We start from the raw sequence: 13,868 nt of genomic DNA on the forward strand, positions 1-13,868 counted from the left end.
ATCGGCCCCTACGTGGGGCCGATGGCACGCTCGCTCGGCGAACTCACTCGCCCTGCATGTCGGCGCGGGCTGCCTCGACAAGCTCGCTGCCGATTTTGGGCACCCACTCGTCGTGAACGCTCTGGGTGGCTTCGACGAAGGCCTGGTACTGCGCCTCGTCGAGCTCGGTGACCGTGACGCCGCGCGCCTTGATCGCCGCCAGACGCTCGGGCTCCTGCTCGCGGGTCATGGCGATCTCCCAGGCACCGGCCTCCTCGGCAGCCTCGCGCAATAGGGTGCGCTCCTCCTCGGAGAGGGAATCCCACACCCGCTGGTTCACCGCGAAGACCAAGGGGTCGTTCATGTAGTTCCACAGGGTCAGGTATGCCTGGCCCACCTGGTCGATGCGCGCCACGTCGAACACCGAGAGCGGGTTCTCCTGGCCGTCCACTGCGCCGGTGGTCAGCGCCGGCTTGGCGTCGGCCCAGCTCATCTGGGTGGGATTGGCGCCCAGTGCCGTGAAAGTGTCTTGGAACAGCGGCGAACCTACCACGCGAATCTTCAGGCCGTCGAGGTCGCCCGGCTCGTCGATGGGTCCGCGGGAGTTGGAGAGCTGGCGAAAGCCGTTCTCGCCCCAAGCCAGCGGCACCACGCCGCGGGACTCGATAGCGGAAAAGACTCTCTTGCCGGCTGCGCCGCCGGTGACCGCATCCACGGCGTCCAGGTCGGCCATGAAGAAGGGCAGCGAGAATAGGTTGAGCTCCGGCACCTGGGGCGACCAGTTGATGGTCGAGCCCACGGCGGCGTCGATCAGCCCCGAGCGCATGGCGGAGAACTCCCGGGTCTGGTCGCCGTTGACGAGCTGGGAATTGGGGTAGACCCGCAGGGTCAGCTCGTCGTCGGAGCGCTCGGCCACCAGCTCGGCCCACTTCTCGGCGGCCTGGCCCCAGGGAAAGGCATCGGAGAGCACGGTGGAGACGGAGAGCTCGCGGGCCTGGGCGGAAGAAGAGATGGCCAGCGAGAGGGAAAAGGCGGCAATACCGGCCAGGGCGGCCAGCCGGGTCAAGTGACGAGACGGGTTCATGGCATGTCCTTGCTGTATCGGGCTCGGGCAGGTCCGTGTATCAACCTGCCCGGCGTTATTGTTGACCGGCATCATCGACATCGACGCCGCGAAACCCAAGATGCCCTGTCATCCCCTATGCATGCAAGACACGCCACCGTCCGGCCCTGTCCCCCGCTTCAACGCTCTTGCTGTGGTATGCCGTTTCGCGTCATCACGCGGGCTGACTTATTACTGGGCCGGCGCCCTGGCGCAGAGCCCGCCATCACCCGGCCAGCTGACGCAGTCACCCGGCGCCACGCCCATCGCTTCGAAGGCGCCGGCATTGACCTCCAAGGCTGCCCGATAGGGCGCGCCAGGGCGGGTCACCGGGCACTCCCCCGGCCGATCCGTCGTGCAGGGCACCATGCGGTAGATCTCGGCGATGCGGCCCGCCTCGTCGATGAAGGCGATATCCAGCGGAATGCGCGTGCGATACATCCAGAAGCCGTTGTGCGAGGGCTGGGCGCGGTCGTAGAGAAACAGCATGCCGGCCTGCTCCGCCAGCTGGTCGCGCGCCATCAGGCCGCGGCTGCGCTGGGGGATGGTGCGCGCCACTTCCACCTGGAGCCGCTGCGGGCCCTGCTCGCCATGGATCACCAGCGGCACGGTCTCGAGGGTCTGTCGGGCATCAGATGGATACCGGCAGCCAGCAGCGAGACGCCCACCGTCTCGCCGCGGGCCAGGCCGTTGCGGCGCGCCGCATGAGTGGGAAGTTCGAAGCGCAGGGTATCCTCGCAGTGATCGAAGGCCAGCGCCACGGAGGTGATCCCGCCCAGCACCGCCATCTCCACCACTTGGCCCTGGATGGGGTTCTCGCGCTCTCCTTGCGAAGGGCGGTCGCGACGATGAAGAACCACCTCCGAGGGCGGCAGGTACCAGCTGACCCGCTGCCCAGGGGCCAGGGCTGCCAGGCCGTCCGCCACCTCCAGGCACCAGGGACCCCACTGCAGGCGGCGCCCTCCGCCGCCCTCCACCACGGTCCCGGTAAACACATTGTGGCGGTCGAGCAGCCGCGCCACCTCGGGGCTGGACGGCCGGCGGAAGAGCTGCTCGGCCGGCGCCTGCTGCAGGCTGCGGCCGGCGTGCAGCACGCAGATCCGGTCGGCCAGGGCGGCGGCCTCGTCGAGATCGTGAGTGACCAGCACGATGGGAATCTGGATCTCTTCGCGTAGCAGAGCGAGTTCGCGCTGCAGGCGACGCCGGGTGACCTGGTCCACCGCCGAGAAAGGCTCGTCGAGCAGCAGCACCCGCGGTTCTCGGGCCAGGGCTCTGGCCAGGGCGACCCGCTGACGCTGGCCGCCGGAGAGCTCGGAGGGTAGCCGGCCAGTCAGGCCGTCGAGGCGCACCCGGGTAAGCCAGCGTTCGGCGGCTGGGCCACGCTCGGCGGCGGGCAGATGGTCCAGGGCTACCATGACGTTGGCGCGGGCATCCAGGTGCGGGAAGAGAGCATAGTCCTGGAACACCAGTCCCACGCGACGCTGCTGGGGCCGCAGCGAGCGCCCCGCCTCGGCATCGAACCAAGTCTCCCCGGCACAGCGGATCACTCCCTGCGCTGGCCGGTAGAGCCCGGCGATGGTCCGCAACAGGGTGGTCTTGCCGCTCCCCGAGGGCCCTACCAGCGCCAGCAGCTCACCGGCCTCGCAGTAAAACTCCGCCGCCAGCGGGATCGGCCCCGCCTGCTGCAGGCTGACCGTCAGGCGGACTTGGCGCTGAGAAGATGCCGACTCAACCACGGTGCCACCTCCGGCGACCGGCCAGCCCGTAGACCACCCCGATGGTCACGAAGGAGACCAGCAGCAGCATCGCCGACATGACGGCGGCACCGGACTCATCGAAGGCCTGGACCCGGTCGTAGATGGCGATGGCCAGGGTGCGGGTCTCGCCATCGATCGCCCCGCCGACCATCAGGATCACCCCGAATTCGCCAAGGGTATGGGCGAAGGTCAGCGCCAGGGCCGAGACCAGGCCCGGCCACACCAGCGGCAACTCGATGCGCAGCAGCGTGCGGCCGGGCGAGAGACCGCTGCACCAGGCGGCCTCCCGCAGGTTGGGGGGAATTGTCTCGAAGGCGCGCTGGATCGGCTGCACGGCGAAAGGCAGGTTGGCAACCAGCGAGGCGAGCAGGATCCCGCTGAAGGTAAAGTTGAGGGAGGTGCCAGTCAGCGAGGCCCAGAAGGCCCCAAGCGGGGCCTGCTGGCCGAAGCTTTGCATCAAATAGAAGCCCAGCACCGTTGGCGGCATCACCAATGGCAGCGCCACCAGCGCCTCACACAGCGGCTTGCCACGAAAGTGCGACAGCGCCAGAGTGCGCCCCAGCCACAGTCCCAGCGGCAGCAACAGCAGCGAGGTCAGGGCCGCCAGGCGCAGCGAGACCGACAGCGCCGTCCACTCCATCAACGCCCGTCCACATCACCCGGCGGCTGGAAGCCGAAGCGCGCGAAGACCGCCCCCGCCTCCTGCCCCTGCAGCCAGTCGTAGAATGCACGGGCCGAGTCACCCGGCGCAGGCATCAACACCATGCGCTGGCGCAGCGGGGCATGCCAGTCGGCGGGAATCAGCCGGTGCTCGGCCTGCTCGGCCACGGCCGGGGCCAGCGCCAGGGAGTAGGCCACCAGGCCGCCGCGTGCCTCATCTGCCAGGGCGAAGCGCGCAGCCTGGGAGACATTCTCACCGAGCAGGCGCAGCGGCGCTACCGCGTCCCAGAGCCCGGCATGCTGAAGGGCCTGGCGGGCCGCCACGCCGTAGGGCGCGTGCTCGGGATTGGCCAGGGCGATGCGCGGCCTGCCCTGCCCCGCCCGATAGGCATCGATGGCCTCCCGCACCGCGCTGAGTGGCGCGTCGCCAGGCGGCAGATCGCCGCGCTCGGCCGGCTGCAGCCAGGCCAGCCGGCCCACGGCATAGATCACGCCAGCCCCCTTGGTAAGACCTGCCTCATACAACGTCAGCACGCTCTGTTCGTCCGCGGAGAGAAACAGCGCGAAGGGTGCGCCCTGGGCGATCTGGCGACTCAGGTTGCCGGAGGCACCGTAGTTGACACGCATGGCTGCGCCCCCCTGCGCCTGGAAGCGTTCGGCCAACTCGGGCATCACGAACTGTAGCGACGAGGCCGCAGCCACGATGGGCGGCTCGGCAAGGACAGCAGGAGAGGTCAAGACGAGCCAGGCGAAAAAGGCCCAGCGCAGGAAAGAGAACATGCAGGATTTCCGAACGGCGAAAGGATCGTACCATTGTCGACCAGGCCTGCCCGGGGGACAAGGCGTTCGCCCCGCCGAGGCCACCGGCCTTGTTGCAGGTCAGGGGTGGCGGTGATCAGGCCTGTTCTCTGGAGTGTCGCAACAAGACCGCTCCTCCCGGCGGATAAGCATTTCGCATCACTGGCATGGCGACCCACACTGGAGACACGTCTTCCCAACGAGGAGCACCATCATGTTCCGTGATCGCCCTCATGCTGCCGAGCGCCTCGCGCACCGAGCGTGACTGAAAGTCGAAGAGGAGCAAAAAAGAACACGGGCGCCACCCAAGGGTGACGACCCGTGAAAACCGGCCGTGGCCGGCGCTTGCCATGCTCAATAATCAGTAGACTTTTTTGGCGGCCGGGGAGAGGACGTTGATACCGTCCTCGGTCAGCCTTCGGCTCTGATGGAAATACTCATGCCTCAGATTCATGAGTTTCAAGGCAGCTGCTAACCCCCGGAGCCTCCTCCTGTATTGCATTGCAACATAGCAGGCCTTCTTGTGCGACGCAACATGTGCATCGGTCATGACCCACAAGGGCCATCAACGACGACGCCCGGCCATGGCCGGGCGTTGCAAGAAAGGGGCGTGATGACATCGTTCAGCGATAGGCCCCCTCGATGTCGGTGACGCGCAGTGCCTTGCGCCCCAGGCCACCATGCTGGTCGAGCATCCGCTCGAGCCAGGCATGGACCGGGTCGGCGTTGGAGATCAAGTCGGCACTGGAGACACAGCGAGCCCACATGAAGTTGCCGAACACCAGGTAGTCGGCGCCGGCCGGCACCTCGCCGTCGAGGTAGTCGGCTTCCTGGAGCCGTCCGCGCAACGGCTCTAGGGCCGCATCCAACTGTGCCAGTCCCTTGGCCGGAGAGTGAAACTCTTCCAGAGTGCGACCGAAGCGCTTCTCACGGGTCTCACGGAAGTAGGCGCGATCGTCGGGGTGGACGGCATTGAACAGGTCCATGATGATGGTGCGCAGCATCCCTGGAGCCAGTGAACATTCGGCATAGTGCTTGAAGAAATGCCCTCGTGCCTCGCTCAGCCCCTCGCCCAGCAGCGGCGCCTCGGGATAGGTGCGATCAAGGTAGCGCAGGATCTCGTAGCTGTCGGTGACCACCTGTTCACCATCGACCAGCACCGGTACCTTGTCATAGTTAGCGAAGGCCAGGGCCTGTTTATCGGTGAAGTGCCAGGGGTGCGTCTCCACCTCCAACCCCTTGTGGGCCAGCGCGAAGCGAACGCGCCAGCAAAAGGGTGAAAAGCGCAGCCTATCGTCGATGCCGCAGAGTTCATACAGCACACGTTTCATGCTACCTCCTGGTGTCCGTTCATGGGTATGGCTCGATAGTGCCAGCCTTTGCGGCACACCGCCAACGCCGCGGCGGGCTACATGATCGACATCCACAACGTGGTGGTGACTTGGGCCACTCTTGCGCAGGTCTTCGATGGCCTGGTCAGAGAGCTTGCGCACCACTCGCGCCGAAGCCCGCCGATCAGGCATGCGCAAGGAGGTGATCAGCTCTCATGGTAGCGGGACATAACCGTCTCCTCAGGGGATGTCTCCATGTGGTGCGAGGGTTTACGTTGGAAATACTTTCCAGAATAATAACGACAACTGGTCTGACCAGCGAACCAGAGACTGGACACACCCGTCAAGAAAGCCCAGATTGAAGGCCATCATCGGTCATCTGCCCGGCCCGCACGGGGTCAAGGGCCATCTAGCGAGGAAGCCACATGAACATCCTCTATGACGAGCGCCTCGACGGCGAGCTGCCGCAAATCGACAAGGCCGAGGTTCTGACTGACCTGCAGCAGTCGGCGCCGGGGCTCACTCTGCTGCACCGCGAGGAGGATCTGCGCCCCTTCGAGTGTGACGGCCTCTCGGCGTATCGCGTACTGCCCATGCTGGTCGCGCTGCCCGAGACCCTCGAGCAGGTCGAGTCGCTGATGAAGCGCTGCCACGCCCTCGGCGTGCCGGTGGTGACGCGGGGCGCCGGTACCGGCCTCTCCGGCGGCGCCCTGCCGCTCGAGAAAGGGGTGCTGCTGGTGATGTCGCGCTTCAACCGCATCCTCGACGTCGACCCCGACGCGCGCATCGCCCGCCTGCAGCCGGGGGTGCGCAACCTGGCGATCTCCGAGGCGGCGGCACCCTATGGCCTCTACTATGCCCCGGACCCCTCCTCGCAGATCGCCTGCTCCATCGGCGGCAACGTCGCCGAGAATGCCGGCGGCGTGCACTGCCTGAAGTACGGGCTGACCGTGCACAACGTCATGAAGGTGGAGGTGATCACCATCGAGGGGGAGCGCATGACTCTCGGCAGCGAGGCGCTGGACGCCCCGGGACTCGACCTGCTGGCCCTGTTCACCGGCTCCGAGGGCATGCTCGGCGTGATCACCGAGATCACCGTCAAGCTACTGCCCAAGCCCGAGACTGCCAAGGTGCTGATGGCCAGCTTCGACGACGTTGAGAAGGCTGGCCGCGCCGTAGGCGACATCATCGCCGCGGGGATCATTCCCGGCGGGCTCGAGATGATGGACAAGCTGGCCATCCGCGCCGCCGAGGACTTCGTCAAGGCCGGCTATCCGGTCGACGCCGAGGCCATTCTGCTCTGCGAGCTGGACGGGGTGGAGGCTGATGTCGATGACGACTGCGCCACCGTGCGCACAGTGCTCGAGAAGGCCGGTGCCACCGGCATCCAGCAGGCCCGAAACGAAGCCGAGCGCGCCACCTTCTGGGCCGGGCGCAAGAACGCCTTCCCGGCGGTGGGCCGCATGTCGCCCGACTACTACTGCATGGACGGCACCATTCCCCGCCGCGAGCTGCCACGGGTGCTGAAGGGCATCGCCGACTTCTCCAACGAGTATGGCCTGAAGGTCGCCAACGTCTTCCACGCCGGCGACGGCAACATGCACCCGCTGATCCTCTTCGACGCCAACCAGCCCGGAGAGCTGGAGAAGGCCGAGGAGCTCGGCGGCAAGATCCTCGAGCTGTGCGTCGAGGTGGGCGGCTCGATCACCGGCGAGCACGGGGTGGGTCGCGAGAAGATCAATCAGATGTGTGCCCAGTTCGATCCGGGCGAGCTGACCACCTTTCATGCGATCAAGGCGGCCTTCGACCCCAAGCGACTGCTCAACCCGGGCAAGAACATCCCGACGCTTGCCCGCTGCGCCGAGTTCGGTGCCATGCACGTGCATAACAACCAACTCCCGCACCCCGAGCTACCCCGATTCTGAGGATTCCCCATGGCCCAGACACGTCCCCAAGCGACTGACCAGGACATCAGCCAGGCGCTCGGCGAACGCGTTCGCCAAGCCACTGCCGAGGGCAGCCCACTGCGCATCGTCGGCGGTGACACCAAGGCCTTCTATGGCCGCGCCGTCAATGGCGAGCCGCTCTCGACCCGTGAGCACCGCGGCATCACCACCTACGACCCCGTAGAGCTGATCGTCTCGGTGCGCAGCGGCACGCCGCTGGCCGAGCTAGAAGCCACCCTCGCCGAGAACAGCCAGATACTCGGCTGTGAGCCGCCCCACTTCGGCACGAACGCCACCGTCGGCGGCATGGTCGCCACCGGCCTCTCCGGCCCCCGCCGGCCCTGGGCCGGCAGCGTGCGCGACTTCGTGCTGGGTATCCGGATGATCACCCACGAGGGACGCCAGCAACGCTTCGGCGGCGAGGTAATGAAGAACGTCGCCGGTTACGACCTCTCGCGGCTGATGGTCGGTGCCCAGGGAACCCTGGGGCTGATCACCGAGGTCTCGCTGAAGGTGCTGCCCAAGCCTGGCGCCAGCCACAGCCTGCGCCTCGAGATGCCGCTGGCCGAAGCGCAGGCCAGGCTCGCCGAGTGGGGCCGGCAACCGCTGCCAATCACCGCCGCCGCCTGGCATGCCGGCGCCCTGTATCTGCGCCTTGAGGGCGGACCCAGTTCCGTCGCCGCCACCCGAGAGCGCCTGGGCGGCGACGAGCTGGATGCCGAGTTCTGGACGTCACTTCGCGAACACACGCTGGAGTTCTTCTCCGGCGAAGACAGCCGCGCCCTGTGGCGACTCTCGCTGCCCCACAACACCCCCTCGCTGGCACTCGACGGCGTCGCGGAAGCGGATCTTCTCCACGACTGGGCGGGCACCCAGCGCTGGCTGCGTAGTGACCTGGACGCCGATACCCTTCGCGAGGCATGTGCCCGTGCCGGTGGCCATGCCACCTGCCTGAGATCCCGCCAGGGCCCCCAGGCCGACCCCTTCATGCCGCTGGAACCGGTGGTGGCAAAATACCATCGAAACCTGAAGACCCAGCTGGATCCCCAGGGCATCTTCAACCCCGGACGACTCTACGCGGAGCGCTGAGATGCAGACGCACTTTACCGAGGAAGACCTAAAGAAGCCCCATATCCGCGAAGCCGATCGTGTCCTGCGCAGCTGCGTACACTGCGGTTTCTGCAATGCCACCTGCCCCACCTACCAGCTGCTGGGCGACGAGCGTGACGGCCCGCGCGGGCGCATCTACCTGATGAAGGAGATGCTCGAGAGCCCGGAAGACGACACCCAGGTAACCGAGGAGACGCGGCTGCACCTCGACCGCTGTCTCACCTGTCTTAACTGCGAGACCACCTGCCCCTCCGGGGTGGAGTATCACAAGCTGGTCAACATCGGCCGTGCCGAGATCGAGCGGCGCGTGCCCCGCTCATTGCCCGAGCGCACCCTGCGCTTCGGGCTGCGCAAGGCGCTGGTGGAACCCCGCCGCTTCAAGGCGCTGCTCAAGCTGGGCCAGACCTTCCGGCCGCTGGTGCCGGGCGCCCTCAGGGACAAGATGCCCCCGGCCCCCGTGGATGCCGGCACGCGCCCCGTGGGCAAGCACCATGCGCGGCAGATGCTGATCCTCGAGGGCTGCGTGCAGCCCGGGCTCTCGCCCAATACCAATGCCGCCACCGCCCGGGTACTGGATCGGCTGGGCATCGGCCTGACCCCGGCCCCCGAGGCCGGCTGCTGTGGCGCCATCGACTTCCACCTCAACGCCCAGGAGGCCGGTCGCGATCGTATACGGACCAACATCGACGCCTGGTGGCCGCATATCGAGAAAGAGGGCGAGGCCGGGGTTGAAGCAATAGTGCAAACCGCCAGCGGCTGCGGCGCCTTCGTTAAGGAGTATGGCGAGATGCTTGCCGACGACCCTGACTATGCCCACAAGGCCGAGCGCATCAGTGCGCTGGCCAAGGACCTGGTGGAAGTACTGCGCGACGAGGATCTCAGCACCCTGGAGGCGAAGGAGCAGCGCCGGCTCGCCTTCCACTGCCCCTGCACCCTGCAGCATGCCCAACGGCTGGGTGGCGCCGTGGAGCAGGTGCTCGGCCGGCTCGGCTTTGCCCTCACCCCGGTGCAGGACACCCACCTCTGCTGCGGCTCGGCCGGCACCTACTCCGTCACCCAGCCGGAACTTGCCACCCAGCTGCGTGACAACAAGCTCGACAACCTCGAGGCCGGCAACCCGGAGGTGATCGTCACGGCCAATATCGGCTGCCAGACCCACCTGGCCGGTGCCAACCGCACCCCGGTAAGACACTGGATCGAGATCGTCGACGAGGCACTAACCCCCTAAGGAGAACTCCATGCAGACCAAGCCCGTACTGACCCTGGATGACGTCAACGCTATCCTCGACGCCGCCCAGCAGGAAGCCCAGGCCAACGGCTGGGCTGTGACCATCGCCGTGGCCGACGACGGCGGCCACCTGCTCGGCCTGCGCCGCCTCGACGGCGCCCCACCCTTCAGCGCCGACGTGGCCAGCGAGAAGGCGCGCAACGCCGCCATCGGGCGCAAGGAAACCCAGGTCTTCGAGGACATGATCAACAACGGCCGCACCGCCTTCGTGACCGCCCCCCTGCAGGCCCTGCTGGCCGGCGGAGTGCCGGTACTCATCGATGGCCAGGTGGCCGGCAGCGTCGGCATCTCCGGGGTCAAACCGGACCAGGATGTGCAGATCGCCAAGGCCGGCGTCACCGCCATCGGCTGATCGCCTCGTTCCTCGCCCGGTCAGGCCAGTACCTGGTCGCCACCTGCAGATCAGGGTGACGCATCAGCTCGCCAGTTGATCGCCGACCGGTAGGCGCCGGATGCGCTTGCCGGTGGCAGCGAAGATGGCGTTGCACAAGGCCGGCGCGACGGGGGGCAGGCCAGGCTCCCCCGCTCCGCCCATGGCGTCATCGGCGTTGTCGATCAGGTGGACGCGAACGACCTTGGGCGCGTCGGCCATCTGCGGGATCAGGTAGGTATCGAAGTTATCCTGCTGGGCGACCCCATCCTTAAAGGTCACCTCGCTCTTCAGGGCGACACCGATGCCCATCACGCAGGCGCCTTCCAGCTGCGAGCGGATTCGCTCCGGATTGGCCTGCGGCCCACAGTCGAAGGCGATATCCGCCCGGTGAATCGTCACCTTGCCTTTATCGTCAACTTCCACGTCAAAGACCACGGCTGTGTAGGAGACGAAGCTGTGATGGAAGGCGAGACCCAGTCCACGCCCTTTCTTTGTCTCACGGCCCCAACCAGCCTCTTTTGTGGCCCGCTCGATGACCCTGCGCATGCGGGCGGTATCGATCGGATACAGGTCAGGGTCCTCGCCATAGTTCCAGCCGTCCCCCACGGTCAGGTTGTGAACTTCCCGGTCCGGCCCCAGCAGATCCAGCACAAAGTCCCGATGATCCTTGCCGGCCGCCACGGCCATTTCATGGGCAAAACTCTGAATGGCCCAGGCATGGGGCAGGTTGTACACCGAGCGGAACCAGCCGATGCGGACATAGGCCGGTGCCGGCGGGTTTTCCAGCCGGATGGCGGGAATGCTGAAGGGCATGGTATTGAAGCCCATGCCTAGTTCAAACTCCTGTATATGCTTTGGGTCCGGGGCAAACAGGGAGGCGATACTCGGAGACAGGGTACGGTGCCGCCAGCTGGTGGCCTTGCCCTGCGCATCCAGGCCGGCTTCCAGATGATCGACGGATACCGCGTGGAAGTAGCTGTGCTGGATATCGTCTTCCCGACTCCACTGCAACTTGATGGGCTGTCCCTCGAACTCCTTGGCCACCCGGGCCGCCTCGCTGACGAAATCCGGTTTGGATTTGCGCCCGAAACCACCGCCAAGCAGGGTCTGGTGAACGGTGACATTTTCTTTATCCAGCCCCAGTATGCCGGCAATGCCCTCTCGGGTTGCTCGCGGATTCTGAACAGGTGCCCAGGCTTCCGCCTTGCCAGCCTTGACTCTCACGACCGCCACCGGCGGCTCCATGGGAGACTGGGCCATGTGGGGCATGTAATAGGTCGCCGACACGCGCTTGTCCGCCTCTTTCAGGGCAGCCTCGATATCGCCTTTCTGGCGGATGACCTTGCCGGGCGACTGGGCGGCCTTTTCCAGGGACTTGCAGTAGGCCTCCGAGGTGTAATCCGCATTGTCCCCGGCAGGCCCCATGTCCCATTCGATCTTCAGCGCCTTGCGGCCCTGCATGGCGGCCCAGGTGTTGGACGCCACCACCGCCACACCACCGAGCGGTTTGAATGCCGCCGGTTGGCCGGTGCCTTCAATGCGAACCGTCTTCTTCACGCCCGCGACCTTCAGGGCCTCACTGTCATCGACGCTTTTAACTTTCGCGCCGTATACCGGTGGGCGGGCCACAACCGCATACAGGGTATTATCCAGATCCACATCGGCGCCGAAGACCGCCTTGCCAGTGACGATGTCCTCGCCATCGATGGCCTTGGGATGGGCGGACTTCAGCTCGCCGTTGATCAGGCCGGACTCCTTGCCGATGAAGCGCAGTTCGCTGTCGGATTTCAGAACCAGCGCGTTACGGTCGGGGACATCCAGCTTTCGCGCAGCTTTTGCCAGCGCACCGAAGCCAAGCTCCTTGCCTGACGGCTCGTGAACTACCTTGTGGACCCCCGCCTTCACCTCATGAACGGGAACTCCCCACTGATTGGCGGCGGCCTGCTCGAGCATGAGTCGAGCGGCGGCGGCGGCACGGCGCATGGGATCGTACCAGTGGCGCATGCTGCGGGAGCCGTCGGTATTCTGGTTGCCGTACTTGTCCTGGTCGGCATTCGCCTGCTGGACCCGAACCTGGCCCCAGTCCGCACCTAGTTCATCGGCGGCCACCATCACCAGGCTGGTGCGAATGCCCTGGCCCATCTCGGCCCGGTTGTTGACGATGGTTACCAGGCCTTCGGGATCGATGTGGATGAAGACGTTGGGGTTGTCCACCCAGCCGCCGGGCATGGCCCCGGCACCGAACTGGGCCTGTTCGCTGGCAAGTCCTAGATCCCAGCGGGCGGCCAGCAGCAAGGCGGAGGCCCCGGCCATTCCCTTCAAGAGACCGCGGCGGCTGACGTTGGCGAGCAGTAGTTTATCGTCTGATCGGTTCATGAGCTGGTCTCCTCGTCCGCGGCCCGTTCGATGGCCGCCAGGATGCGATTGTAGGTACCGCAACGACACAGGTTGCCGGCCATGACATCGACGATTTGCTGAGTATCCGGCTTCGGCGTTTTCTTGAGCAGCGAGGTGGCATTCATGATCTGGCCTCCCTGGCAGTAACCGCACTGGGCCACGCCCAGGTCGAGCCAGGCCTGCTGCACCCGCTGGCCCACGGCGTCGTCGGCCACTCCTTCAATGGTGGTCACCTCGCGCCCCTGGACGGCGGAGACCGGCGTCACGCAGGAGCGCGTGGCCTGACCGGCCAGATGTACGGTACAAGCGCCACACTGGGCGATACCGCAGCCAAACTTGGTGCCCTTCAGGCCCGCCACGTCGCGTAGCGCCCAGAGCAGCGGCATGTTGTCTGGAACATCGAGTTCATGTTCCTGACCGTTGATCGTCAAGGTGACCATGATGTTTCTCCTTGGTGGATGGGAGGCAGTAGCGCGAGCGCCGACACAATTGACCTTAACCACTCGCGGCCATTTCGTAACCAACGACAAGCAAGCAATGTCAAAAGCAAAAGGCATACCCTCGGCCTGCCGATCAGAAAATGCCGTTATGAAAAACCCGTTTTAGTCATTGTTCTCACGCGAAGGGGGAGCCATGAATTCGGGGCCCACCGGATTCTTGATGCATCGGCCAAGGATGTCATCCATGTCCTTGAACGCCTGCCGATCCAGCGACCAGCCCTCGATTTCGCTCACGGGATCGAGCTGCTCCGGCCCGCAAGCCCCCCACAGCGCAGTGGTAACCTCTGAGTGGTCAACAAGCCAGCGCAGGGCCAAGGCGAGAACACTCTTACCGTAGCGTTCCCGGGCGAATCGGTCCAGTTCAGCCATGGCATCCAGACACTGGCGATAGCGCTCGCCCTGGAACTTGGAATCGTTCTTTCGCAGGTCATCACCAGTGAAATAAGTGTCTTCGCGCATCTTCCCGGTCTGCAAGCCCCGGCAGAGGCCGCCGTAGGTGATGGTGGCAATCCCGTTTTCAGGCAGTAGGGCAGAATCTGCTGCAGGCTGTGAAGGCATCACCGCTGAGCGCTTAGGGCCTGTTGACGTTTTTCCTGGGCACCTATCGGCAGCTGGCGAGGGCCATGA

Annotated in this window: 13 protein-coding genes; 4 read left to right on the forward strand and 9 right to left on the reverse strand. The window is 65.8% G+C overall.

Features of this window, described 5'->3' with window-relative positions; translation table 11 throughout:
- Window positions 1-43: 43 nt before the first annotated feature.
- From DFO68_RS10980 to DFO68_RS11005, 6 genes are all read right to left on the reverse strand, one after another.
- A complete protein-coding gene (locus DFO68_RS10980; RefSeq protein ID WP_133483711.1) occupies window positions 44-1,063 on the reverse strand; it encodes a DctP family TRAP transporter solute-binding subunit in 1,020 nt (339 codons plus the stop codon).
- 210 nt (window positions 1,064-1,273) lie between these two features.
- Complete coding sequence (locus tag DFO68_RS10985) at window positions 1,274-1,690, reverse strand: DUF192 domain-containing protein (protein ID WP_133483712.1); 417 nt, start codon at window positions 1,688-1,690, stop codon at window positions 1,274-1,276.
- Entirely contained in the window at window positions 1,678-2,817 is a 1,140-nt protein-coding gene (locus tag DFO68_RS10990; protein ID WP_133483713.1) for an ABC transporter ATP-binding protein, read from the reverse strand. Before DFO68_RS10990 ends, DFO68_RS10985 begins: the two co-directional genes overlap by 13 nt.
- Window positions 2,810-3,478 carry a molybdate ABC transporter permease subunit gene (modB, locus tag DFO68_RS10995; protein WP_133483762.1) on the reverse strand — a complete coding sequence of 223 codons (669 nt, stop codon included), beginning with the start codon at window positions 3,476-3,478 and terminating at the stop codon, window positions 2,810-2,812. Before modB ends, DFO68_RS10990 begins: the two co-directional genes overlap by 8 nt.
- Complete coding sequence (modA, locus tag DFO68_RS11000) at window positions 3,478-4,278, reverse strand: molybdate ABC transporter substrate-binding protein (RefSeq protein WP_133483714.1); 801 nt, start codon at window positions 4,276-4,278, stop codon at window positions 3,478-3,480. Before modA ends, modB begins: the two co-directional genes overlap by 1 nt.
- Window positions 4,279-4,919: 641 nt before the next feature.
- Window positions 4,920-5,627 carry a glutathione S-transferase N-terminal domain-containing protein gene (locus DFO68_RS11005; protein ID WP_133483715.1) on the reverse strand — a complete coding sequence of 236 codons (708 nt, stop codon included), beginning with the start codon at window positions 5,625-5,627 and terminating at the stop codon, window positions 4,920-4,922.
- 425 nt (window positions 5,628-6,052) lie between these two features.
- Here DFO68_RS11005 and glcD point away from each other — a divergent pair, with 425 nt between their 5' ends.
- The 4 genes from glcD to DFO68_RS11025 are packed head-to-tail and all read left to right on the forward strand — an operon-like array spanning window position 6,053 to window position 10,323.
- The gene (glcD, locus tag DFO68_RS11010) at window positions 6,053-7,552 is read left to right on the forward strand and encodes a glycolate oxidase subunit GlcD (RefSeq protein WP_133483716.1); all 1,500 of its coding nucleotides are present in this window, start codon (window positions 6,053-6,055) and stop codon (window positions 7,550-7,552) included.
- Between the two features lie 9 nt (window positions 7,553-7,561).
- The gene (gene glcE, locus DFO68_RS11015; RefSeq protein ID WP_133483717.1) at window positions 7,562-8,662 is read left to right on the forward strand and encodes a glycolate oxidase subunit GlcE; all 1,101 of its coding nucleotides are present in this window, start codon (window positions 7,562-7,564) and stop codon (window positions 8,660-8,662) included.
- Window position 8,663: 1 nt separating this feature from the next.
- Window positions 8,664-9,911: a glycolate oxidase subunit GlcF gene (gene glcF, locus DFO68_RS11020; protein ID WP_133483718.1), complete on the forward strand. Its 1,248-nt coding sequence runs from the start codon at window positions 8,664-8,666 to the stop codon at window positions 9,909-9,911.
- A 10-nt stretch (window positions 9,912-9,921) separates the two neighbouring features.
- The gene (locus DFO68_RS11025) at window positions 9,922-10,323 is read left to right on the forward strand and encodes a GlcG/HbpS family heme-binding protein (RefSeq protein ID WP_133483719.1); all 402 of its coding nucleotides are present in this window, start codon (window positions 9,922-9,924) and stop codon (window positions 10,321-10,323) included.
- Between the two features lie 63 nt (window positions 10,324-10,386).
- On the opposite strand, the gene DFO68_RS11030 is transcribed toward DFO68_RS11025, so the two are convergent.
- The 3 genes from DFO68_RS11030 to DFO68_RS11040 all read right to left on the reverse strand — a co-directional run bounded on the left by DFO68_RS11030 (window position 10,387) and on the right by DFO68_RS11040 (window position 13,799).
- The gene (locus DFO68_RS11030; protein WP_133483720.1) at window positions 10,387-12,720 is read right to left on the reverse strand and encodes a xanthine dehydrogenase family protein molybdopterin-binding subunit; all 2,334 of its coding nucleotides are present in this window, start codon (window positions 12,718-12,720) and stop codon (window positions 10,387-10,389) included.
- Window positions 12,717-13,181, reverse strand: a complete 465-nt coding sequence (locus DFO68_RS11035; RefSeq protein ID WP_133483721.1) for a (2Fe-2S)-binding protein — start codon at window positions 13,179-13,181, stop codon at window positions 12,717-12,719. The genes DFO68_RS11030 and DFO68_RS11035 overlap by 4 nt, the downstream gene beginning before the upstream one ends.
- Window positions 13,182-13,343: 162 nt before the next feature.
- The gene (locus DFO68_RS11040; protein WP_243726490.1) at window positions 13,344-13,799 is read right to left on the reverse strand and encodes an aldo/keto reductase; all 456 of its coding nucleotides are present in this window, start codon (window positions 13,797-13,799) and stop codon (window positions 13,344-13,346) included.
- Window positions 13,800-13,868 lie beyond the last annotated feature (69 nt).

Origin of the sequence: Halomonas ventosae, assembly GCF_004361885.1 — a bacterium.
Lineage (GTDB): Bacteria > Pseudomonadota > Gammaproteobacteria > Pseudomonadales > Halomonadaceae > Halomonas > Halomonas ventosae_C.